This is a genomic window from Cryobacterium sp. Y50 (assembly GCF_002929805.1).
Lineage (GTDB): Bacteria > Actinomycetota > Actinomycetes > Actinomycetales > Microbacteriaceae > Cryobacterium.
The window spans coordinates 53,034-74,554 of sequence record NZ_PJJM01000084.1 but is presented as its reverse complement, the minus strand read 5'-3'; the positions used below and the strand labels follow the sequence as shown (position 1 = coordinate 74,554).

Sequence of the window (21,521 nt, the reverse complement as noted above, 5' to 3'; positions counted from 1 at the left end):
ATCTGGACCAAATCCGCGGAACAAATCCTCGAATCCCTCAAACGACTTCTACAACGAACTTCCGACGCAGGACACTAGCTATTCCCGCTCGGTGCGCCCACGCATGAAGGACTCGAGCAAGCCCTCCGGCAGCGGAAACGGTGGCAGGCCGTCGAAGCTGAACAGGCCGACATCATCGGTAGCGGTCCCCCGCGCCACGACCTGGTCGTGCAGCAGCTCCATCTTGACGTCGAGGCGATTGGCGGCATCCGCGGCCTGTCGCAGATCCTCGACGAGCGTATCGGGCACGGCGCCGTTGTACTTGTAGAAGATCTTGTGCTCGAGGCTCGCCCAAAAATCCATCGCGATCGTACGAATCTGAATTTCTACGGTGACCGGCTGTACGCGGTCCGACATGAACACCGGAATCGCCACGATCAGGTGCAGACTCTGGTACCCGTTCGCCTTCGGGTGCCGAATGTAGTCCTTCTCCTGCAGCACCGTGATGTCCCGTTGCCCGGCGAGCAGGTCGCGAATGCGATAGGTGTCGGAGATGAAGCTGCAGGTGATGCGAATGCCCGCGATGTCCTGAATATTGTCCCGAATGCCGTCGAGTTCGAGCGGGTGCCCCTTGCGGATGGCTTTCTTGAGAATGCCCTCCGGTGATTTGAGGCGCGAACTGACGTGCTCGATCGGGCTGTAATCGTGAATCGAACTGAATTCCTCTTTCAAAATGTTGATCTTGGTCAGCATTTCGTCGGTCGCGAACTTGTACGACATCATGAATCGGGTCAGTTCGAGCTTGAGCTCGCGCATGGCGGCGATGGTCGTCAGCGCGGTGCTTTCGGTATCGTCCGGCTGGTCCAGCGCGTCGGTCATGCTGTTACGGCACGCAACCAGGCGGTCGCGTCGCCGGGCAGGGTGCGGCCGACGAGGTCTTCGCTCGCGAGTAGCACGTCGCCAGCGGGCAGCTGAACGGATGCCGCGCCCGTGTTCGCCACGATCGTCACGTCGCCATTGCGGTAGGCCATGACGTCGGAGCCGAGGCTCTCGAGCCATTCGACCGTTCCGGAGGCGAGGGAGTGCTCACGGCGCAGGCTCAGCGCGAGCTTGTACAGCTCGAGAGTCGATCCAGCCACGCCATTCTGCTGGTCGCGGGCCAGCCCGGCCCACGCGATTGGTTGGGGCAGCCAGCTCTGGGCGCCGGTGCTGAAGCCGAACGACGCGCTCGCAGCCTCCCACGGAATCGGCACGCGGCATCCGTCTCGCCCGTACCGCTCACCGTTCGTACGGAACCAGGTAGGGTCTTCGCGGGCGTAGTCGGGCAGGTCGACGGCCTCGGGCAGCCCGAGTTCCTCACCCTGGTAGAGGTAGCTCGAGCCCGGCAGGCTCAGCATCAAAGCGGATGCCGCCCGAGCGCGTCGCAGCCCGACTGCAGTGTTCGGTAGCCCAACGGTCTTCGGCCCAATGCCGTGCCCCTGCAGGTTCTCGCCGGTGAGGGCGAGCCGGGAGGCATGGCGCACCACATCGTGGTTGGAGAGCACCCAGGTGCTCGGTGCGCCGACGTTGCCAAAGGCTTCGATCGACTCGTCGATGACGCTCTTGAGCTTTGCTGCGTTCCAGGGGGTCTCCAGATACGCGAAGTTGAAGGCTTGGTGCATCTCGTCTGGGCGCACCCACTTGGCCATCTTGCTCAGCGGGTCGACCCAGGCTTCGGCCGCGAGCACGCGGTCGCCGGGGTACTCGGCGAGCACCTTGTGCCAGTCGCGGTAGATTTCGTGCACGCCGTCCTGCGCCCAATAGGGCGCGGTTACGGGCGATTCGGCGCTGATGCCGGGCTCGAGGGTGGCCGGGGCGCCGCCCATGCTACCGCCCTCGGCGGGTGGCGTGTAATCGGGGAGGCCGGGAGCCTTGATCATGCCGTGCGCGACATCCACTCGAAAACCGTCGACGCCGCGGTCGAGCCAGAAGCGCAGCACCGCTCGAAATTGTTCGCGCACCCACTCGCTGTCCCAGTCGAAGTCGGGCTGGCTGGTATCGAACAGGTGCAGGTACCACTGGCCGGGGGTGCCGTCGGGGTCGGTCGTGCGGGTCCAGGCGGGGCCGCCGAAGACGGACTCCCAGTTGTTCGGCGGCAGTTCGCCAACCTTGCCCTTGCCATCGCGAAAGGTGTAGCGGGCGCGCTCTTCGCTGCCCGGGCCGGCGGCGAGGGCGGCTTGAAACCAGCCGTGGTCGCTTGAGGAGTGGTTCGGCACGATGTCGACGATGACGCGAATGCCGAGATCGTGGGCCGTGCGCTGCAGCACCTCGAAGTCGTCGAGGGTGCCGAACAACGGGTCGACGTCGCAGTAGTCGGAGACGTCGTATCCAGCGTCGCGCTGCGGCGACGTATAGAAGGGAGAGAGCCAAATAGCGTCGATGCCGAGGTCTTTGAGCTGCGGCAGTCGCGAGCTGATGCCGGCGAGGTCACCCATGCCGTCACCGTTTGCGTCGGCGAAAGACCGCGGGTAAATCTGATAAATAACGGCCGTGCGCCACCACTCGGCGCCGGAAATCAGTTTGGTACCAGTCATATTTAAATGCTACGGCATCTGCAGTGGATGCCCGGTGCTGGCTAAGTGGTCTCGATCGCCCTGCTGGGGTGATAAAGTTCCTAGGTTGCCAAAAACGTGGCAGTGTTACTGTTTTTTGGTTGCTCTGCCCCCTTAGCTCATTGGTAGAGCACTTCCTTGGTAAGGAAGAGGTAGTGGGTCCGATTCCCACAGGGGGCTCAGGCTTGGAAGCGAACAGCCGACAAGTCGCGGCGGGGTAGCTCAGTTGGTTAGAGCACACGGCTCATAATCGTGGTGTCGCGGGTTCAATTCCCGCTCCCGCTACAAAAACCCCGGATTTCTGCGGAAGTCCGGGGTACTTTTTCGCCGATTTTGGGCCAACCCCGCATAAACCCCGCAGATTGAAATCGGGTGTACGCGACGTTTGATCTTTTCAACGTCCCAATTTTCACCCTATTTCTCCTCTCGCCAGACGCATGTCAGCGAGGGAAAATGCCTCCTGAAACCGTGGCCGATGTTCACTTCGTCGGCCCCGCATAAACCCCGCAGATTCAATCTGTCGGCAGCAAGGAGTTCATCGTTTCAGCCGCACGGATGCCGCCCGTGTTCTTGGCCATGTAGACGTCCTGGGTCAGAGACGGGTTCGCGTGGCCGAGGTATTCCGCAATTTCCCGAGCGCTGAGACCGGACTGGTCCAAAGCGGTGGCCACCGTTTTGCGGAAGCTATGAGTCGTGACCGTCGCATACCCGATCCGCTTTCGAGCCATCCGCCAGTCGCGTGAAGTATTGCGAGGATCTCGAATATTGCCGCGCAGGGTCGGGAAGACCAGGTCATCATCGTTTTGAATTTTGAAGTTCGACTGCCGTTGGCGGAGAAGGTCGACGAGAGTTTTCGGAATCGCGATCGTACGTACACCGGCCTTCGTCTTGGTGTGATCCTGCAGGAGGACACCTTGACCACGTGCTCGAATTACGTTGGCGTTGATGGCTACAGTGCCGGCGGCGAGGTCGAGCGCGGACCAGCGAACGGCCAATACTTCGCCGAGCCGGCACCCCGTACCGGCGAGGAAAAAAATCACGTCCGCAGCGTCAACCTGGTTCAATCGAGCGTCAGCGCGAACAGCAGCAAGTAGGCGCGGCAAGGTATCGAGAGGGATAGCGGTGGCGCCCCCGCGGAGGCGAGCGATGTTATCGATCTCCCGAACGGGATTGACCTGAATTGCGTCGGAGCGCGCCGCCACGCCCATCATCCCGGAGAGCACCCCTCGACAGGCTTTCGCAGCCCCAGGGCCCTGCTTCTCGATGACTTCACTGATGAATCGGCCCAAGCGCTCAGTCGTGGCCTCCGACACGGAGAGCGACCCAATTTTTGGCTTGATGTGGTGCTCGATGGTTTGCCGATACGTGTCGATCGTGCGCGGAGCGCGGTCTGCTTTCGTCAGCAGAAAACGATCGGCAAGGTCCGAGAGCGAAGTTTCCCGTTTGACCGCGCTCACCGACGACGTGCGAACTGTGGTGAGGGCAAGCAGAAGTGATGTTTGCGCCCTCGCCTTCGTCGGCGCAAATCGTTCAATCTGACGTAGCGTTCCGTCGTCAAATCGATAACGTGTGCGTGCCCGCCACGTACCCGGCGTAATCTCTGACACGCTGATCGTGCCGTGACTCGTCACGGGCACGCGTGGCCTCCCCATGGAACGCCTCCTTGGATTCTCTCGGAACCATTGTTGTTCTGAAGTGTTGAACGGCGGACAGGCGCGCTGCTACAGGCATCGTGTTTAGTCGGTCCAGCCGTCGAGGTCCCAGCCTGCAGACACGAGGTAGGACGAGAGCTGGGCGATGCGGCGGGTGGATTCGGCGAGGCGTTCCTCGGTTGTGTCCCACTCCTGGGCCGTGGCGATCTCGCCAGCTCGGGCGTCCAGGGTGCGTTCGATTTCGAGGTTGGTGGTGAGCCGTTTTCGTTCGCGGAGCTGGGCGTGGAGTTCCCGCATTGCTTGCAGTTGGGTGCGTTCGGTGCGTTCGTCGTTGGTGCTCCAGTGGTACGCGCCATGTTCTGCGCCCGAGATCCAGGCATCGAACTCGACGACTGTCATGCCGTCAAAGCTGGAGCTGAGGTTGGCGATGTCGAGTTCAACCCAGGGCCGGCCGATCGGCGTGAGCAAGAAGATCGGTGTCACACGGAGGGCTTTGGCGATGTTCAAAAGTTGGCTGACGGAGAGGTCGTGTTTCCGGCCGGCTTCAATGTTCTGCAGGATCGATTCGGTGACGTTGTTTCCCGGAATCAGGTCGGCGAGGTCCTTCGCTGAGCGGATGCCATGCTGCTTCCGGATGGCATGAATGCGGTTGCCGATCCCCGACTGCGCCAGAAAGTTTGTCACGCGGACATATTACAACTTAAACACTTGTCAACCGTTGCAAACCGTTCTACTGTTTCAGCAACAGATTCCGACCGCCGTAATCTGTCAACAATTGGAGAGAGTCATGAACGAAGAATTCATCCTCCCGGTACACGTGGCCGAGCTGACCGGACTGCCCGTTGGCGCGCTCGCCCAGCTGCGCTACATGGGCCGCGGGCCGCGGTTCTATAAGCCGACCCCGAAGAAGGTGCTCTACAAGCGGTCCGAGGTCATCGCCTGGGTCGAGGCGAGCGCGCAGACCCAGACCGGTCAGACCGCGCTCCTGGGCCGGTGACCGGGCCTGAACCATCGCCCGCGAAACGAGTGGCTGAGGGTTCACCCATGAAAAAGCCCCGGGGTGCAACCCGGGGCACAGATCGAGCACCCGCAAAGGATCTGATCTATGACCAGACTACTGAAATTCCGCCATCTCGCAACGCCTCGCCGCCTCCCCGGTGGGTGAGACCACCGTGGGCCTCTACGCGGCTAAGGCTGCCGTTCTGCTGGCTGCACGAATGGGATTGGGCCACTCGGCCGCACGACTGCTGCTGCACATGGCGCTGGAATGCTGGGACGACGGCGACAACCCCGCCGGCCAACCACCCAGACACTATTACGCCACCCGAGAATCGTCAGCGATCGCCCTGGGCTACCTGGTCCCGACAAACGGGTCAGAGGCAGCAACCCACGCCGTCAAACGCGCCGTCGCAGAACTCGTCGCCCAGGGCGCCGTGGAACGGATCCGGTCCGGCGGCCGTGGCCAAACCGCGGAGTTCATTCTGCACGNTCAAACGCGCCGTCGCAGAACTCGTCGCCCAGGGCGCCGTGGAACGGATCCGGTCCGGCGGCCGTGGCCAAACCGCGGAGTTCATTCTGCACGTCGACAGCACCAGACCGGGCGCTATTCGACGGCACGAATCGAACGTCATTTTGCTCACACGCCGAGGCAGCCAGGGGGCCGCTGAGCGGCCCCCTCAGGGGGCCGACTTCTGACCCCCTTAGGGGGCCAGATCTGGCCCTATAGGGGGCCGGTAGGCGGCCCCCTTAACAGTATTAACAGGACCAATCAAAACTTAAGCAGTACGCGTGCGCGAAAAGCGCCTGTGGATAACTCGGCACCGGCAGCGCGCACCTAAACCCTCCATCGCGTCGAGACCCTGCTCGATGCGACACCCAGCAAACGAGATTTGTGACCTTTCCGGCTGGTCACCGTAGCTCGCTGCACGCCTACCGTCCCCAGATTCTCAGGCGCGGTCGAAGGCTCCCTTATTTCGCCTGAGATTCAGGGCACTACGGCGCTCCCGCTCGCTATCGATTTCTCTCGCCGGAAGGCACAAAAAACAGTTGGTCGAAGAACCCAACGCCAACGCCACCATGCAAATCACCGCACCACCCATTGAAGGAGAAGAACTCATGACCACACGCACCATCATCGGCAACCTGGCTCTCGACCCCGAGGTCGTCACAGCCGGCAGCATCCAGATCACCAAGCTCCGCGTCATCGAAAACACCGGCGAATACCGCGGCGGCAAATGGCTCGCCCACGACGCCGCAACCACGCACTTCGTGGAAGCCAAGTTCGAGCTCGGCCAGAACGTTGCCGCCACCCTGCACAAGGGGGACCCTGTGATCGTTGTTGGCCGTGAGCACACCGACAGCTGGGGCGATGACCAGGCACGCCAATACGGCCGCGTCATCGACGCCGACAACGTCGGCCCCGACCTCAACCGGGCCGTCGCCACCGTGCGCCGCAACTCCAAGCCCGACACCGAATAGCCATCCAAGGTGGGCCGCACGTGCGGCCCACCGCCAAACACATCTCGAAAGGAACACACCATGAACGACCACGACACCGAACTGATCACCACGGCCAACGAACTTGCTGAGACCGCACGCAGCCTGGCACACGCGACGCGAGCGATTAACCACCCCTACGATTCGTACCTGCTGCTCGGGTGTCTGACCGCGACCGAGCGATCTCTCGGCCAGGTCTACGACCAGCTCGCCAACTGGCACAGCAACGTCGTCGATGGCGTCGACTACAACGGTGAAGACAACTGCGGCATCGGCTGCGCATCCGGAGTCGCCCGTGCTGAACTCGGCCTCCGAGATGCGGCTCAATTCGCCGGCATCGTCGAAGACGCTCTCATGCAAGCCCACAACGGCAACAGCGTCGTCCGCTGGTTCGACGATGTCAGAGCGACGCCAGACGCCTAGACCGGCATGCACCGGCGTTCATCAGAAGCGAGAAATGCGACGAACGCTCGGATCGGGGGGGGGGTCGTTTACCTCGGCAGGGGGCGCGCCGGGGTAAACGACCGGGTAAGGGGTCTCTTTCCCTGTCCCACCGCCACCCCCTCGCTGCGCTCGCTTCCCAACCTCCCACACCCATCGTTCCTCAGTGTGTAGGAGGTTGGGAAGTAAAGGGGTGGTGGTGGGACAGGGAAGGAGAAGAAAAAAAGTAGAAGAAAAAAATACAGAAGTACAAGAACAAAAACAAAAAACAGAAGAGAAATAACAGAAAGGACAAGAACAACAAAGCAAGAGAAGCGAAAAATTGAGAGCAAGAAAAAGCAAGCCAGAATGAGCAAAAAATGCGGCAGCTGCAAGCGGTAAAGCAAGCAGCCAGCAGACCAGAAAATGTGACGACGAGGTGCGAGCTGGGATAGCCGGATGGAGTTGAAGAAGTGCGGTGTGGCATTACCGGTGGTGTCGGTGGCTGGGTGCAGAATCGTGTGCGTAGAGCTTGAACGTTGTCAGTGCGGAGGCTGAATGATGGTGCAGGTGACAAGTCGCGACGAGGCGATGATCGATTGGCTGGACGTCGTCCGGCTCGCAGACATGAACGCACTGCGGTGGGCTCTGGGCGCTCAACTCGGTTTGGGCGAGCCGATCGGTTTGCGCAAAGCGCAGCACTGGGCCGCCCGGATGGAAGCGGTGGGCCTGGTGGGCCGCGACCGGCCAGCGTTCCTCGATGGGTCGGTCGTGTGGGCGACGTTTCAGGCGATTGGGAAGCCGGCGCCGAACCTGTTTCGGCAGACGACGCGGCATGAGATCGCGGTGGCGACGGTGTCGGCGCGCTATCTGGCGCAGGGGTTCACGTGGCGGCGGGATCGGAAGCCGGTGGGTCGGCGTGATCATCAGGCCGACGGCGTAGCCGAGCGTGACGGGATGGTCGAGCTGGTCGAGGTGGAGCTGACGCCGAAGACGTGGCAACGGTATCAGGCGATCTGCCACAATCACACTTACCGGCTGGTGCATGAGGGGGTGGATCGGGTGGCGTACTTTTGCACGGCGGACGCGGATCGGGCCATTACTCGGGGTGCCGACAAGTACCTGGTCCGCACCGAACGACCCCGTCTCGTTTCCCAACACTCCTTCGACGCACGCGGGCACTGGACCGGCCCCGAGCTGGACGCCGGCGCTTACGCGGCCGCGCACGGCCGAGCCGACCGGGTGGTCGAGCTGGACGGTGCCAGCGCGTGGGACGCTTCTCAGGTCAGCGCATGAGCGACACGGCGGCCCCGACAGAGTCGGACGCTACCAGTGACATGATCGCGCGGCTCCTCGGTGCCGCGTTCGCCGTCGTGGTCGTGCTCATCGCGCTGCCCCTGGTCGTGCCGGTCGTGGTGAGTCGGGTTGCCGGCGATGTGATCGCGACGAAGACCCGGTTTTGGGTGGTGTGGCGATGGCAGTGGGTCGTGAACACCGTCGGCATCCTCTTGGTCACGGCGCTCGTCGCCTGGGAGGTGTTCCTGCTGGCGGGCTGGATCCGCTCCGGAGCCGCGACGACGTTTTTTGACGGAGCGGAGTGGTGGGCGCAACTCTGGCCGATGTTTGGCCCGTGGGCGGTCGTGAACTTCTTCGCCGGGCTGCTGTTGCTGCCGACGGCGTGGTCGCTGCGCCGGCGGAAGATCGCCGAGCAGGTGCGTTCCCGCCGGGTGTCGAACGTGGTGCGGCAGGAGAAAATCGAGACGGCCCGTAAGCGTGCCGCCGACAGCAGCGTGGCCCGCCGCATCGGCGTGCGCCTCGAAACCGACACTGGCCGCATCATCGGCACCACCCGCCAAGCCGTCACCGTCCCATTGGCGGTCGGCGAGCAGCGGCAGGCCTTCGGCGTGACCAGCCGAGTCACGGTGAGGACGCTCGCTGACCGGTTCTATGACATGCGGCGCGTGCGCGACTGGGTCGACGCAACCGGCAAATACCTGGTGCTGCCACCGACAGCCTCCTCCGTTCGCGCGCTGATCATCGCTGAATCGGGCAGCGGCAAAACCGTCCTGATCAACGGACTCGTGCTGTGCGCGCTGGAATACGGATGGCCCGTGTTCGTGATTGACGCCAAGGGCGACCCAGCCGACGCCGAGTACCTCGTCGCAGTTGCCGAAACCTACGGCCGCACCGCGACGACCGGCGGTACGTGGGACCTGTTCAACGGCACCGCCGATCAGGTCACAGCGAAGCTGATGCGGCTGATGCCCGTTCCTGACGGTGCCAACCAGCACTACCTGGACGAGATCCGCGGGGTGCTGCAAACGGTCCAGGAGCTCTCGCCGCTTCGCAGTATTGCCGATCTCCGTGAACGGCTGACCAGCCCTACCCCGTTTGTTCGGGATCAGGACGATCTGGAATTGGTGATCAAGTCCGTCGACCGGGACGGCACTACCGCCGGAGACCGAGCGTTGCAAAGCCTTCTTGTAGCGTTGCGGCCGATGCAACGCTGGATCGGCCATGACGGCTGGTCCTACAACGCGCCCAAAGCCGACGTGACAGTCATCCCGCTGTCGCCCGTCGACGACGCCCAAGCCCGGCTGGGTGATCTGCTCCTGCTGGACCTTCGGAACTTCCTCGCCACCCGGTTAGAGCGGCGCGACAAATCCCCGGTCGTCGTGATCGTTGACGAGTTCCCTCAGCTGGTGACGGGAGCGCAGGACCCGGGCGACACCGCCGGGAGCTTGTTCGAGACGGCGCGCAGCGCCGGCGTCGGACTGGTCTTGGCGACGCAGAGCCCGGCGGGCTTGTCGAACGATGAGGTTCGGCGGCGTCGAGCGCTCACCAGTGGGGCGGCGCTGATCTTTGGCCGGTCGAAAGACCCGGAGGATGTGGTGAAGTATGCCGGGACGGTGATGCGGATGGAATCTGCCGGCCGCGCCACCGGCGAGGAGCTCGGGAGTGCGCGCGCCCAGCACACCTATGTCATCCCGCCGCAGGACGTGCGCGAGGCCGCCGATGGGGCGTTCTGGATTGTGCAGGGCGGTGCCATCGCCCCGTTTCGAGCCCTCCCGAACCGGCAGATGCAGGCATCGGCAGCGGTGCCGGTCACGCCGCGGTCGGCCGGCGTCGAGCCTTCGGGTGATGTTGCGGTCGGGCAGCTCGACCTCGTCGAGACAGAGGAACCTGGAAACGCCGCCTGAACGGTATGGGCGGCGCTCCACCAGCGTTCAGAGATAGACGATGTCGGAGCTGGTCCCGATCAGGCTGGCGCCGTAGTCGCGGATGAGGCGAGTGCAGCCCGCATTGGCTGCGCTGGAGGCGCGCCCGGGCACGGCGCCGCAGGGACGGCCGAGTTCGAGCGCGGTTACCGCGGTGCTCAGCGCACCGGACTCGTACCCGGCCTCGACAATGACGGTCTTGCTGGCCAGAGCTGCCAGAAGCTGGGTGCCGCGCTGGAACCTCCACGCCGAGGGCTCGCTACCGGGTGGGATCTCGCTCACGACGACACCCCGCGTCGCGGCCTCGTCGACCAGCTCGCCGTTCTCAACGGGAAAAGCGGTATCGAGGCCGGTAGGCAGGACAACCAGGTTGCGGCCGGTGAAAGCTTGGGCGGTCATGAGGGCTGCTGTGTCGATTCCGCGAGCCGCCGTCGATGCGATCGCCCAGCCGTGCACGAGCAGCCCGGAGGCGAGATCCACGCACACGTGCCGGCCATGCCGAGTCGCGAACCGCGTCCCCGTCAGCGCGACACTCGGCACGCTCAGGATCGACGCGTCGCCGCGCATCCACAGCGCAAACGGGGCCGCCGCGCCAAGGCCGTCGACAGAAGTCGGCCAATTCGGGTGTGCGGGCGTGAGCAGCTCGTACCCGCCGGCGACGGTGCGGCGGATCGTATCGACGACCCGGTCGACCGAGTACCGAGGCAGGATGGTGGAGCGCAGCTGCGCGATGGTCCCGTCTTGGCCGGCGGGAGTATCGGCGCCGCGGCCGAAGAGTGCGGTTAGGGCAGTGTCGGCTCCGTACCGTGCGATGAGCGCACCGACGTTGGGGTCTCCGGGTTCAGCGATGGTGGCCCAGGCGGTGCGGGCGATGGTGTCGTGGCTGATGGGGCTGTTCAAGGCAGTGTCGTTGCTGATGGTGTCGATAACCGCAGCGATGGTCATGATGGTGGATTCCTCTCTTGGACCGAATATTTTGTTTGCCTTCCGGCGAGAGAAATCGATAGCGAGCGGGAGAGCCGTAGTGCCCAGAATCTCGGGCGAAATAAGGGAGCTTGCGACCGCGTCTGAGAATCTGGGAACGCAGGCGCGAAGCGAGCTACGATGACCGGCCGGAAAGGTCAAACAAGCCCTTGAAAACAGGCCGCGAATGCGGCTCAAAATTTGGGGTTTGCAGCGGCGTAGCCGTTTCCACACAGGCCCTTGCACGTACGAACCGACCAGCCTCTGCCGAGAAGCGCGCGACTCCTCGGTCCCGGGGACGCTGTTGCGGCCGGAACTTTTTGAGGGCCTTTTGTGTCTTCTTGGCGGTGTGTCGCATCCAATGTCAGAGGTGAGCATTACTCTCGACGTAGACGGCAACGACGCCGCACAGAAAGGGAACAGTGAGGGTGCACACCCGGTCCGCTCGAACGGATACCACAGCCCGGCTGGCAGCAATATGCCCGGCTGTTGCCATAATCCGTCGGTGCCCGGTCAACCCCGTGACCGATTCCAATTGTTGTGTCGTTGTGGTGATTGACGAGCACCGTATCGAGTCCTAGAGAGGGAGATTTGCTTGTGTCCAGTCAGAATCAGGCAACAACGACACAGACCGCGAACCAGCACGCAGACCCACCCGTGAGCACCGCATTTCGCGGCGCCTCACGCGCCCAGGGCTACATCGAAGCGGATGCCCCCACCAACGAACGCCCGCCCGCGCCGGCCCCAGAGGTCCGGGCCGTCGACGCGACTGGTGCACCGTCCACCGCGACGCCACAGCGGCCGGCGGGACGCCCCTCGGAACCGGCTCTGGCCGACCTGTTCGGCGGCGCCGACCACAACCTCGGACTGCTCTCCACCGCTCCACCGGCGCAGGGCGCGCAGCGCGGCCTGCGCGGCGTCCTCTCCCGCCTCGGACTGTCGATGACGCCGGGGCCCGCGGAGCTGGCCGAGCGTGAGCAGGCCGAGGCGCTGCGCCGGGATGAGGAAACGATCCGGCAGGCAACCTGGACCCGTGCGGTGAGCGTGTTGGTCGCCAACCAGAAGGGCGGAGTCGGGAAGACACCGTCGGCGATTATCGCCGGTGGGGTCCTCGCCGCCGCCCGCGGCGGATCGGTGTGCATCCTCGAGGTATCCGACGACCCCGGCGCCCTGTCGTTCCGGGCGGAGGGGAACCCAGCCCGTGGCATGGGCGAACTCGTCCGCGACGTCGACACCATCACTAGCGCCGGGCAGCTCGCCGGCTACACCGCCCCACAAACCTCGTTCGCGTCCGTGATCGGCACCGTCCGTCGCCGGCCACGCCTCACCCACGACGACGTGACCGCCGTCGCGGCAGTCGTTGACCAGTACTACGGCATCCGCGTCATGGACAGCGGCAACCAGCCCTCATCCTCCGCGTTTCAAGGCGCCGTCGACACCGCCGACGCACTGGTGATCCCGGTGTTCAACGCCGGGGACGCGGTGTTGGAAGCGGTCGCGCTGCTAGACGTGCTCCGGTCGGCCGGCGGGAAGGCTGCGAGCTTGGCCGACCACGCGACGATCCTGCGGCTGACTGACGGGCGGCCGGAGAACCGGCAGGTCGTCGATCGCGTCGACCAGATCATCGCTGACGCCGGCGTCGAGCAAGTGTTCACCATCCCGTACGACCCGCACATTGCCGAGCGCGGACAGATCACCCTCGGGCATCTCGCCCCGCCGACCAGGCGGGCGTTCGCCGCCGCGGCGGCGGGCGTCGTGCGCACCCTGCAAGCCACCGTCCGATAGCCGCGAAAGGCGAAGCGCCATGCTCACAGAATCCCTGCAGACCCTCGTGGGCACCATCGTGCGCACAATCGACAACCCATTGGACGGCATCCTGCCGGACTTCACCATCTTCGGGACGGAATTCACCCTGCTCTGGCAGAAGCTCCTAGCCGGCGTATGGGGGATCGGCATCATACTGGCCATCGTGTTCTTGATCATCGGCATCATCAAGATGGCCAGCGCCTCCAGCGGCGGCAACCCCAACGAATACAAAACCGCGCGCAACCAGGCCATGTGGGCCGGGATCTCCCTCGGGGTGCTGGCCGCCCTCGCCGTGATCGTCGGCGCTATCCTCGCCGTCTTCGGATAGGAGCACTCGTGCACGCGACCGCACCACCTACCCGCCGCACCTGGCCCTGGATCGTCGGCGCCGCTATCCTCATCGGCGCCCTCATCATCGCCGGTGCCGTCTACTACGGCAGCCAGGCCGGCACAGCCACACCCACGGCCGAACCGACAACCCCGGTGGCAAGCAGCACACCGTCGCCGAGCACGACACCGGTCGATGCGGAGCCGACCGGATGCCTCGGCGGCGAGGCACGCGACGCCGCCATGGTGCTCGCTGCACAGAAGGCGGCGCCGCAAACAAGCAGCGGCGGTGTTGAAGTTGCCGCCGCGTTCGTACGGTGGCTCATCCAATTCCCATACCCACCCACGGCCGATGCTGACGAGGTTGCTGCCACCGCTTTGGCAGCGGACGCGCCAACGAAGAATCTAAGTGAGTTTTTTGCGACAAATCCCAACCTCTCGGGTGGTCTTGTCGCTGACTCGACGGAATATTACTTGTCGACCATTCCCGGTGTTTGGCACATCGAATCGGCATCCAACGACCAAGTGATCGCGACGATCGGGACGGCCCTCGTAGAAGAAGGGGCTATGAGTCCCCAGTTGAAAGGATCCTTGACAGTGACCGTGCGGTGGGAAGACGGCGAGTGGAAATTCGTCAGGACTGAGGGGACTCGTACTACCGAGGATTTGTTCTCGATCGGTGAACCCTTCACGAACGGGTGCTGACGATGCTGTCGTTCGAGTCAGCCGACGATGGACAGGGCGGGATCATTGGAATCATTGGTGGCATCGGTAATGCCATCAACGGTGCAGCTGGAGTGGTGTCGTACTGGTCGGACCCGTGGGGCAACTCCTTCAAGATGCTCCGCGACACGGCGACGGGCATGAGCCGCGACATTATGCCTGCGCTGACCAGTGCGACGTTGCCGGACCTAACGACGGACTGGTTCATCAGTGCATACAAGATCAGCTTCGCCACCGCGATCTTCGTTGCCGTGTTTCTGCTGATCCCGCAGGCGGTGCGCACGGCGCGCGGCGCCCAGGCGGGCCGCGACCTGGTTGAGTCCGTTGGTCTCTACTTTGGAACGTTCCTCCTGGGGGCTATGTTTGGGCCGATGTTCGGGATCATGCTGATCAACTTCTTCCACTCCCTGACGGATGTTTTTGTCGCAGCCGGCCTGACCGGCACGGCGACGACCGTCACGGGGCAGTTCAGCTCCATGATTGAGCAGGCCGACCCGGTCGGAATCACCGGCGGGATCGTCATGGGCGTCATCTTGATGATTTGCATGATCTTCGCCCTCTTCCTGGTGCTGCTGATGTTGTTGGTGCAGCTGGTGACGCTTTACTTCACCGGGGTGCTGTTACCGCTCGGGCTGGTGTGGATCATCGACAAGAACAAGCGCTCCTTCGGCTTGAAGATTGCCGCGTTGTGGATTGGCATTCTTGCCGCACACCCGTTGCTGTTCCTGCTGCTGGGTCTGGCGTTTTCCATGACAGCGAACCAGCTCAGCGCGTTCGGCAACAACTTCGGTCTGCAATCCATGGTGTCGCTCCTGGTAGCCATCATCGGGTTGCTGATGGCCGCACTCTCGCCGCTGCTGCTGATGAAGTTCGCGCCGATCATTCCGATGGCCTTCGGTGGCACGACCGGTCCTTCCGTTGACGTTGGGAAGCACATCGGGGCGCAGAACATGACTGAAGCCAGCGAACGCTACGGCCAACCCTCCAGCCAGGATCGGACCTCCTCGACGACGACGAAGGAGTCCACGGACTCGACGACCGAGCGCGTTTCGGAATCCTCGACAGCTCCGGGCAGCCTGTCGGAAGTGATCGGTAACCGCGCCGCTGCCGGTGCAGCCGGCACCGGTGCGGCCGGTGACGGGGCAACGATCGGCGCTGGCCGCGCAGCGACTGCCACGGCGGGAGCTGCCGGGGCCGGTGCGGCCGCTGGCGGAGGCGCGGTTGCGGCCGAGACCGGGCTCGCCGCCGCGGGGACGGCGGAGTCGGCGACCGGTGCGGGCGCCGTCGTCGGCGTCCCGACGCTGATCGCCGCGGCCGGGATCGCCGCCGCGCACAAGGGCGTCGAGGTCGTCGGGAGGGGCGTAGATATGGCTCAGACAGCGGGGGAACAGGTGACGGAGTCGATGGATGACACTCCGACTCTGGGAGGAGATCGCCCATGATGACAGACCTGCGGAACCGCACGGTCATCCGCTATCTGGGCGGGGAAAGCGGACACCGCTCCTTCTTCGGCGGCACGCACTCCCGCGCCCGGATCATCTTCCTAGCCTGCTCGCTCGTGTTCGGCATGGTGTTCACTCCGCTGATTGGCTGGCCCGCCCTCGCCGCGGCCGCAGTCAGCTGCGGCGTGACGTTTCTCGTCACCGCGAAAACGCACCGCGGTTCCATCGTCGACCGGCGGCGCAAACGCGCCCGGTGGAAGAAACGCACCCAGGCCGGCACGACCCGGTTCGTGCCCTACGAGGTCGGTGCGTGGGACCAGCTCCAACAAGCCCTCGCCGACGCTCGCACCGCCAAGGGCGCGACAGCCCGGGCGGCGGCTGCGGATGCGGGCCGGGCGGTGGTGGCGATGCGGGCGAACCCGGACGGGTCGGACGGGCTCGGCTGGCTGCAATACGGCCGGGGCGAGCCGGGCATCGCTTGGCACGCCCCGGTCGGTGAGCAAAGCTATCTGTCGGTGACGTTCACCGTCAGCGGTCAACTACGCGGGATCGAATCGGCCAGTGTCATGGCCCGTGCCGCGCACGGCTGGGGCGCGTTCCTTGCCGCCCGCGCCGTTCCGTCCGTCCTCGTGCAGGACGTACAGATCACCACCCGGGTACTGCCGGCCGACACGGCATTGCAAGAATTTTGGGTGCTGAACAACCTCGACCCGGCGGCGCCGGTCGACGCCGTCGCCTCCTACGAGGAAGTGCTGCGGCTGACCGGGAACGATGCGATGGTGCAACGCCACTTCGTCACCGTCAATTGGCCCCTCACTCCCGCCTTCATCGACGCCGCTCGCAAATACGGCGACGGCCGGGACGGGTGGCGGGCGTTGATGCGGCAGGAGATCGCCTCCACCCAGCGTGGGCTGGCGGAGTCAAAGATTGGCCGGGTGGAGGTGCTCACAGCGCGGCAGGTGTCCGCGGTGGTGCGGCATCAGCAGAATCCGTCGCGGCCGATCGACTTCGTCGCCGACGTGCACCCGAACCGGGTCGGTGAACCCGCTGAGGAGGAATTCTCCGCGCACATCGTCGACAGCATCGACCCGCTCACCGGGCTGCCGGTGCGGTGGTGGCATCGCACCGCCGCGATTCGTGCCGAAGCGCTCGCGACCGCCGCTCGCACGCAGCTGTGGGTGTTGGATCTGCTGATTGGGAAGGACATCCAGTTCATCCGCTCAGCCAGCTTCCACATTCACCTCGTGCCGGCGTCGGAAGCGAAAGTCGCCGCCCGCCAAGACCTCGTCCGCGACACCGCCGAAGCACTCTCCCGCCGGGAGGCCGGGCAGCTCGACACCGACGATACCGACGTGCACATGACGGCCGCCCGACGGCGCCGGCAAGACCTCGTCTCAGGGTCGCAGCACCACGGCGCCGTCTGGATCGGCTTCGTGACCATCTCCGTCCGCTCCCGCGAAGAGCTGGCGCGGGCGTCGCGGCAGCTCGAGGAAACCTGCTCCACCGGCCTGGGCATTGAGAGCCTGGACTGGCTCGATTCCTATCAGGCCGCCGCATCCGGCACGACGTGGCCGATCGGCCGCGGCCTGGTCGCGTCGGCGCCGTCGTTCTCCGCCCGCGTCTACAGCCGCCTCGCCGGCAAATCCGACAAGGAGGCCCTCACATGACCACACCCAACGACACCAGCTCATCCCGCTCGAGACTGTGGTCGCTGCCGGTGCTGCGCCGTTTCGCGCCGCCCGTCGAGATTCCCGCTGACGAGGACGGAGCGATCGACGCAGCCGGTAGTCACGGTGCGGCAGAGATTGTGCCATGGGCGCTTCCGGGCACACCGCTGCGCAAGCAAGCGGCGGCGGCTCGGCGCGGCTTCTACGCGCCGGCGCTGGCTGGTGCTCCGACGACGACGCGGCAGGCTGAGATCCTCAATACCGCGCTGATCGGCCCGCCGACAGGCACTCGCGGCGTGGTCAACGGACGGGACGTGTTGTCGCGGACGACGATTTCCCACGACCCCGTGACCGCCTACAACTCGGAGCCTCGCGAGGTGTCCAGTCCGAACGTGATCGTGATGGGCGACGTCGGCGCCGGGAAGAGCTCCCACACGAAATGCAACTACGTCGTCCGGCCCCTGCTGCTTCAGGGCCGGCGTGGGGTGGTGTTTGACAAGAAGGATCAGAACGGGGAGGGCGAGTACTCCAACGTGGTGCGGCATTACGGGTTTGAACCGATTCGGTTCACCGCCGACGGCACCGGCACCACCCTGAACCTGCTCGATCCGATGATCGCCCGCGGCACCGGCGTCAAAGGGCAGACGCGGTTGCTGAACATCGTCACCCGCATCGCCCGTGGTGACCTGCCCCTCAGCGAGTGGGAAGAGGAAGCCCTCCGCGCGGCGCTGCGCCGCACCGTCGGACAGGCGCACGGGCGGGCGCCGGTGCTCGCCGACGTGCTGCCAAACCTCGGCCTCGTCGTCGACGATGACGACTACCGCACCCTGTCGGTCACCGCCCGCGACGACCTGCACAAGGCCGGCCTGTCCGTGAAGTGGACGTTGAACGGGCTCCTCGACGAATACGCCGGCCTCCTCGACGGCGAAACATCCGCGGCGGTGGACCTCAGCGGCAAGCTGACCTCGTTCGATATTTCGCAGCTGCCCGATGACGGCCCGGCGGTGCCGGTCGTCATGGCGATCGGGAACATGTGGATGCTCGGCCGGCTGCGCAGCGAACGCACCTCGGCGACGACCGTTGTTTATGAGGAGGGCTGGCACATGATCGGCGGGCCGTCGGCGCAGCTGATCAAAGCCAACCAAAAACTCTCCCGGGGCCTAGGTATCTCGAACGTGTTCGTGATGCACAAAGGCACCGACATTCCCAAGGACTCACCCGGCATGGCCATCATCCAGGAAGCTCAAACCGTCATCGTCTACCGGCAGTCCCGCCCCGAAGACGCCCTCTGGTGCCAGGAAACCTTTGGGTTCGCGCCGGAGACGGCGCGCACCATAGAGAAGCTGGCGGATGGGCATTACATCTTCAAGTTCGGGTCGCACCCGGAAGCGCACGTGGAGCACATCCGCTCCGAGTGGGAGCGGCAGCTGACCAACACCGACGAGGGCCTGTCCGTCGGCACCATCTTCTAACATCATGGGCCTGGTCAAACTGCTCGCCGCCAGCCTCACCGGCCTGCTCCTGACCGTCGGCGGCACCGTCGCCCTCTCCTCCGGCACCGGCACCACCTGCGGCCTGACCGCGGTCAGCCGAGCGGATGCCGCCCAGCACGCGGCTGTCGCCGGGTATAACAGCGACCAGCTCGCCAACGCCGCCGACATCATCAACGCCGGCGCCCAACTCGGCCTCACCATGCAGGCGCAAACCCTGGGGGTGATGACGGCGATGGGGGAGTCCAGCCTGATCAACCTCGACCACGGCGACACCGCCGGCCCGGACAGCCGAGGCCTGTTCCAACAACGCGCCACCTGGGGATCCCTCGCGGAGCGGATGGATCCCGCTACCTCGGCCCGGCTGTTCTTCCAACGCCTGACCGCGCTGACCGGGTGGGAGACGATGACGCCGTCGGCGGCGGCATCCGCTGTGCAGATCAACGCCGACCCGGAACACTACGCACCGTTCTTCACGCCGGCAACCGACGTCGTCACCGCGCTAACCGCCAGTGCCGCCGGCGCGTGCGAGGTCGGCGGGAATGCGGTCGGGCTGGCGCAGCAGCTCGTCACCGCTGCCGACAACGGGCAGCTGCGCGGCCTGGTCCCGGACCATTTGAAGGAGATCCGGTGGATCGCCAACGGGCAGACCGTGCCGGACTGCGGCATTGACACCCGCATCCTGCAGGTGATGGTCCTGGCGGTGAACCAGTTTCACCAGGTCGGTGTCAGCGACATCAACCGAAAATGCACCGGGCAACTCCTCGGCGCCGGCACCCAGTCATCGCACTGGATCAACGGCGGCGGAGGCGCCGTGGACTTCTACTCCCTCGGCGGCCGCAGCCTCACCGGCGCCGACGGCCAGTCCCTGCGCCTAATCGGACTGCTCGACCCGGTCATGCCCACCGGGGCACGGATCGGGCAGGCAGACTGCCGGCGTGAGGCGGGCATCAACTTGGCGCTGGTGCACTTCACCCAGTTCGACGACACCTGCAATCACCTGCACCTCGACGTCGCGTTCACTGACGATTTGATGACCGTTGGATAACCGCGCGGCCCTACGCACGTCACGGGTTGTGTCTGTTCGTTCGAGGAGCATGCTGGCCCGGGCGGGCGCTGACCAACGTGCGCACGAGGTGCCGACCGGTGGGACAACTGGGCTCGGCGTTCCCTCCGGTCGCTTATTTCCTCACCCACTGGTCCCACCGGTTGGTCCCGCACTTATGGTCGTTTCCTCCCGGGCACAGCGAATCTCCGCTACCGAACAGCACCACCCCGACAGCGTGAGTGAAAGGAGCCCCGCGATGAACGAAACAGTCGGCGTCATCGTCTACACGAAACCGAACTGCCAGCCGTGCCGGATGACGAAGCTCGCCCTCGACAAGCAGGGCATCAGTTACACCGTCGTCGACCTCACCGAAACACCTGCCGCCCTCGCCTACGTGCAAGACGAACTCGGCTACAGCAGCGCTCCCATTGTCGTCATCGACGACCACAACCACTGGGCCGGCTTCCGCCCCGACCTCATCGCCAAAATCGGCCACTAACCCCGAGGGCCGATCGACCAGGCCCGCGGCAACAGGGGCACGCGTCTGGCAGGGAAGCGACCAGGCGCGCGCCGCGGGGCGACCAGCAGGGTGGTCACCGCTCGGCGCGGGAGCTCGTAAATCTCGGCGTGCTCAACCTCGTGAATCAGCGGTCGCACCTCGGCGACGCCGGCTAACACCAGACGCAACCCCGTGGGGAACCGGGGGAGACCCTGCGGGTCCTCGGACCGCTGCGCGGACGTCCTTTTCGGTTTTTTTATCTGTCTGGCCGGTCATCGTAGTTCGCTTCCGTGCCTACGTGCCCATTTGCTCGGGCGCGGTCGCACGCTCCCTTATTTCCCCCGACCAGCCGTGCACTGCGGCACTCCCGCTCTCTATCGATTCTCTTGCCAGCCAGGCAAAAAAATCAGTTGAGCGGAGAGTCTCATGCCCCAGTTCCCCGTCACCACCCGTCCCGAACGCACCAGCGATGACATAGCAGCCGACCGCAAGGCCGCAAACGCATTCTTCGCCCGATATGCGCCCCACGGAACGGGCAAAAGCCAGCGCGACAAAGACTCGCTCATCCGGTTCTACAGCTACGACTGGAACCTCATCTGCTGCGTCATCGAAGCCAGCGAATGGGCCCGAATCCACGGCGACGACACCGTGGCACACCGCGCCGCACGACGAGCTGAACGCGCCGCCCAAGCAGCCCTCAACGACATTCCCGCTCGCGACGATTCCCGCCTACGTCCCTACGTGCACGCCGCGACCATGAAGCGCCTGCCAACCCCCGGGGTGACGCCCCGCCCGGTGAGTGAACGTCTCACGGCCCGGGGCCAAGCCGACCGCTTCTGGGCGCAGTGCCTCAACCCGACCGCCAAGTTTCGTGCCGCCGTCCTCCACGACGCCGACCAGCCCTTCAGCCAGTGGCTGCTCCTGCACTCCGGCTACGGTCCCCTGCAGGACGCTCCCGAAGGATACGCAGGGACGCTCCGACTGCCCAAGTCCCAACGATTCGTGCCCGGCTCAATCCGACCCGCAGGAATCAGCTACGACCGTGCATTTGAAATCGCCCTCGCCGCTCTCGACAACACCAGCCACTAACACCGGGTGAGACCGCCGCAAGGCGGCGGTCTCACCCGGTGAGGGGGAACATCCCCCTCACACACGCCCACCACGCGACGATATCCGCAGATCGCCCCGGTCTCCGGCGAC

The 21,521-nt window shown here is 64.8% G+C and carries 19 protein-coding genes and 2 tRNA genes; 16 read left to right on the top strand and 5 right to left on the bottom strand.

Going from position 1 to position 21,521, the window contains the following annotated elements; genetic code table 11:
- Window positions 1-78: 78 nt before the first annotated feature.
- Both CXY73_RS08045 and CXY73_RS08040 read right to left on the bottom strand, forming a co-directional pair.
- Window positions 79-858: a GTP pyrophosphokinase family protein gene (locus CXY73_RS08045; RefSeq protein WP_199184230.1), complete on the bottom strand. Its 780-nt coding sequence runs from the start codon at window positions 856-858 to the stop codon at window positions 79-81.
- Window positions 855-2,552 (bottom strand): glycoside hydrolase family 13 protein, encoded by a 1,698-nt coding sequence (locus CXY73_RS08040; RefSeq protein ID WP_104177400.1) that lies wholly within the window; start codon window positions 2,550-2,552, stop codon window positions 855-857. The genes CXY73_RS08045 and CXY73_RS08040 overlap by 4 nt, the downstream gene beginning before the upstream one ends.
- A 126-nt stretch (window positions 2,553-2,678) precedes the next feature.
- On the opposite strand from CXY73_RS08040, the gene CXY73_RS08035 reads away from it, so the two are divergent.
- Window positions 2,679-2,750, top strand: a tRNA-Thr gene (locus tag CXY73_RS08035).
- Between the two features lie 31 nt (window positions 2,751-2,781).
- Window positions 2,782-2,855 (top strand) — tRNA-Met (locus CXY73_RS08030).
- A 227-nt stretch (window positions 2,856-3,082) separates the two neighbouring features.
- Here CXY73_RS08030 and xerC read toward each other — a convergent pair.
- Together xerC and CXY73_RS08020 are read right to left on the bottom strand one after the other, a co-directional pair.
- Complete coding sequence (gene xerC / locus CXY73_RS08025) at window positions 3,083-4,207, bottom strand: tyrosine recombinase XerC (protein ID WP_158254066.1); 1,125 nt, start codon at window positions 4,205-4,207, stop codon at window positions 3,083-3,085.
- Between the two features lie 99 nt (window positions 4,208-4,306).
- Window positions 4,307-4,906 carry a helix-turn-helix domain-containing protein gene (locus CXY73_RS08020; protein ID WP_104177398.1) on the bottom strand — a complete coding sequence of 200 codons (600 nt, stop codon included), beginning with the start codon at window positions 4,904-4,906 and terminating at the stop codon, window positions 4,307-4,309.
- 103 nt (window positions 4,907-5,009) lie between these two features.
- Here CXY73_RS08020 and CXY73_RS08015 point away from each other — a divergent pair, with 103 nt between their 5' ends.
- The 5 genes from CXY73_RS08015 to CXY73_RS07990 all read left to right on the top strand — a co-directional run bounded on the left by CXY73_RS08015 (window position 5,010) and on the right by CXY73_RS07990 (window position 10,338).
- Complete coding sequence (locus CXY73_RS08015; RefSeq protein WP_104177397.1) at window positions 5,010-5,219, top strand: AlpA family transcriptional regulator; 210 nt, start codon at window positions 5,010-5,012, stop codon at window positions 5,217-5,219.
- 1,118 nt (window positions 5,220-6,337) lie between these two features.
- Window positions 6,338-6,700, top strand: a complete 363-nt coding sequence (locus CXY73_RS08005; RefSeq protein WP_104177879.1) for a single-stranded DNA-binding protein — start codon at window positions 6,338-6,340, stop codon at window positions 6,698-6,700.
- A 60-nt stretch (window positions 6,701-6,760) separates the two neighbouring features.
- Window positions 6,761-7,141 (top strand): hypothetical protein, encoded by a 381-nt coding sequence (locus tag CXY73_RS08000; protein WP_104177394.1) that lies wholly within the window; start codon window positions 6,761-6,763, stop codon window positions 7,139-7,141.
- A 558-nt stretch (window positions 7,142-7,699) separates the two neighbouring features.
- The gene (locus CXY73_RS07995) at window positions 7,700-8,434 is read left to right on the top strand and encodes a hypothetical protein (protein WP_104177393.1); all 735 of its coding nucleotides are present in this window, start codon (window positions 7,700-7,702) and stop codon (window positions 8,432-8,434) included.
- The gene (locus CXY73_RS07990; protein ID WP_104177392.1) at window positions 8,431-10,338 is read left to right on the top strand and encodes a hypothetical protein; all 1,908 of its coding nucleotides are present in this window, start codon (window positions 8,431-8,433) and stop codon (window positions 10,336-10,338) included. Before CXY73_RS07995 ends, CXY73_RS07990 begins: the two co-directional genes overlap by 4 nt.
- 27 nt (window positions 10,339-10,365) lie before the next feature.
- Here the strand turns inward: CXY73_RS07990 and CXY73_RS07985 are convergent, their stop codons facing one another.
- Entirely contained in the window at window positions 10,366-11,301 is a 936-nt protein-coding gene (locus CXY73_RS07985) for a DNA-processing protein DprA (protein ID WP_158254065.1), read from the bottom strand.
- A gap of 675 nt (window positions 11,302-11,976) precedes the next feature.
- Here CXY73_RS07985 and CXY73_RS07980 point away from each other — a divergent pair.
- The 9 genes from CXY73_RS07980 to CXY73_RS07935 all read left to right on the top strand — a co-directional run bounded on the left by CXY73_RS07980 (window position 11,977) and on the right by CXY73_RS07935 (window position 21,410).
- Window positions 11,977-13,104 carry a hypothetical protein gene (locus CXY73_RS07980; RefSeq protein ID WP_104177390.1) on the top strand — a complete coding sequence of 376 codons (1,128 nt, stop codon included), beginning with the start codon at window positions 11,977-11,979 and terminating at the stop codon, window positions 13,102-13,104.
- 19 nt (window positions 13,105-13,123) lie between these two features.
- Entirely contained in the window at window positions 13,124-13,453 is a 330-nt protein-coding gene (locus CXY73_RS07975; protein ID WP_233198210.1) for a pilin, read from the top strand.
- Window positions 13,454-13,461: 8 nt separating this feature from the next.
- Window positions 13,462-14,157 carry a hypothetical protein gene (locus CXY73_RS07970; RefSeq protein ID WP_104177389.1) on the top strand — a complete coding sequence of 232 codons (696 nt, stop codon included), beginning with the start codon at window positions 13,462-13,464 and terminating at the stop codon, window positions 14,155-14,157.
- 2 nt (window positions 14,158-14,159) lie between these two features.
- Entirely contained in the window at window positions 14,160-15,617 is a 1,458-nt protein-coding gene (locus CXY73_RS07965; protein WP_146071688.1) for a hypothetical protein, read from the top strand.
- Complete coding sequence (locus CXY73_RS07960; protein ID WP_104177387.1) at window positions 15,614-17,284, top strand: hypothetical protein; 1,671 nt, start codon at window positions 15,614-15,616, stop codon at window positions 17,282-17,284. The genes CXY73_RS07965 and CXY73_RS07960 overlap by 4 nt, the downstream gene beginning before the upstream one ends.
- A complete protein-coding gene (locus CXY73_RS07955; protein WP_104177386.1) occupies window positions 17,281-18,756 on the top strand; it encodes an ATP/GTP-binding protein in 1,476 nt (491 codons plus the stop codon). Before CXY73_RS07960 ends, CXY73_RS07955 begins: the two co-directional genes overlap by 4 nt.
- Window positions 18,757-18,760: 4 nt before the next feature.
- Complete coding sequence (locus tag CXY73_RS07950) at window positions 18,761-19,822, top strand: hypothetical protein (RefSeq protein ID WP_233198209.1); 1,062 nt, start codon at window positions 18,761-18,763, stop codon at window positions 19,820-19,822.
- 256 nt (window positions 19,823-20,078) lie between these two features.
- A complete protein-coding gene (locus tag CXY73_RS07945; RefSeq protein WP_104177385.1) occupies window positions 20,079-20,321 on the top strand; it encodes a glutaredoxin family protein in 243 nt (80 codons plus the stop codon).
- Between the two features lie 426 nt (window positions 20,322-20,747).
- Complete coding sequence (locus tag CXY73_RS07935) at window positions 20,748-21,410, top strand: hypothetical protein (protein ID WP_104177383.1); 663 nt, start codon at window positions 20,748-20,750, stop codon at window positions 21,408-21,410.
- The last annotated feature ends 111 nt before the right edge of the window (window positions 21,411-21,521 follow it).

Coding starts and splice junctions, on each gene's coding strand:
- CXY73_RS08045 (WP_199184230.1), bottom strand. CDS start 858: ATGACCGACGCGCTGGACCAGCCGGACGATACCGAAAGCACCGCGCTG.
- CXY73_RS08040 (WP_104177400.1), bottom strand. CDS start 2,552: ATGACTGGTACCAAACTGATTTCCGGCGCCGAGTGGTGGCGCACGGCC.
- CXY73_RS08015 (WP_104177397.1), top strand. CDS start 5,010: ATGAACGAAGAATTCATCCTCCCGGTACACGTGGCCGAGCTGACCGGA.
- CXY73_RS08005 (WP_104177879.1), top strand. CDS start 6,338: ATGACCACACGCACCATCATCGGCAACCTGGCTCTCGACCCCGAGGTC.
- CXY73_RS08000 (WP_104177394.1), top strand. CDS start 6,761: ATGAACGACCACGACACCGAACTGATCACCACGGCCAACGAACTTGCT.
- CXY73_RS07995 (WP_104177393.1), top strand. CDS start 7,700: ATGGTGCAGGTGACAAGTCGCGACGAGGCGATGATCGATTGGCTGGAC.
- CXY73_RS07990 (WP_104177392.1), top strand. CDS start 8,431: ATGAGCGACACGGCGGCCCCGACAGAGTCGGACGCTACCAGTGACATG.
- CXY73_RS07985 (WP_158254065.1), bottom strand. CDS start 11,301: ATGACCATCGCTGCGGTTATCGACACCATCAGCAACGACACTGCCTTG.
- CXY73_RS07975 (WP_233198210.1), top strand. CDS start 13,124: ATGCTCACAGAATCCCTGCAGACCCTCGTGGGCACCATCGTGCGCACA.
- CXY73_RS07965 (WP_146071688.1), top strand. CDS start 14,160: ATGCTGTCGTTCGAGTCAGCCGACGATGGACAGGGCGGGATCATTGGA.
- CXY73_RS07960 (WP_104177387.1), top strand. CDS start 15,614: ATGATGACAGACCTGCGGAACCGCACGGTCATCCGCTATCTGGGCGGG.
- CXY73_RS07955 (WP_104177386.1), top strand. CDS start 17,281: ATGACCACACCCAACGACACCAGCTCATCCCGCTCGAGACTGTGGTCG.
- CXY73_RS07950 (WP_233198209.1), top strand. CDS start 18,761: ATGGGCCTGGTCAAACTGCTCGCCGCCAGCCTCACCGGCCTGCTCCTG.
- CXY73_RS07945 (WP_104177385.1), top strand. CDS start 20,079: ATGAACGAAACAGTCGGCGTCATCGTCTACACGAAACCGAACTGCCAG.
- CXY73_RS07935 (WP_104177383.1), top strand. CDS start 20,748: ATGCCCCAGTTCCCCGTCACCACCCGTCCCGAACGCACCAGCGATGAC.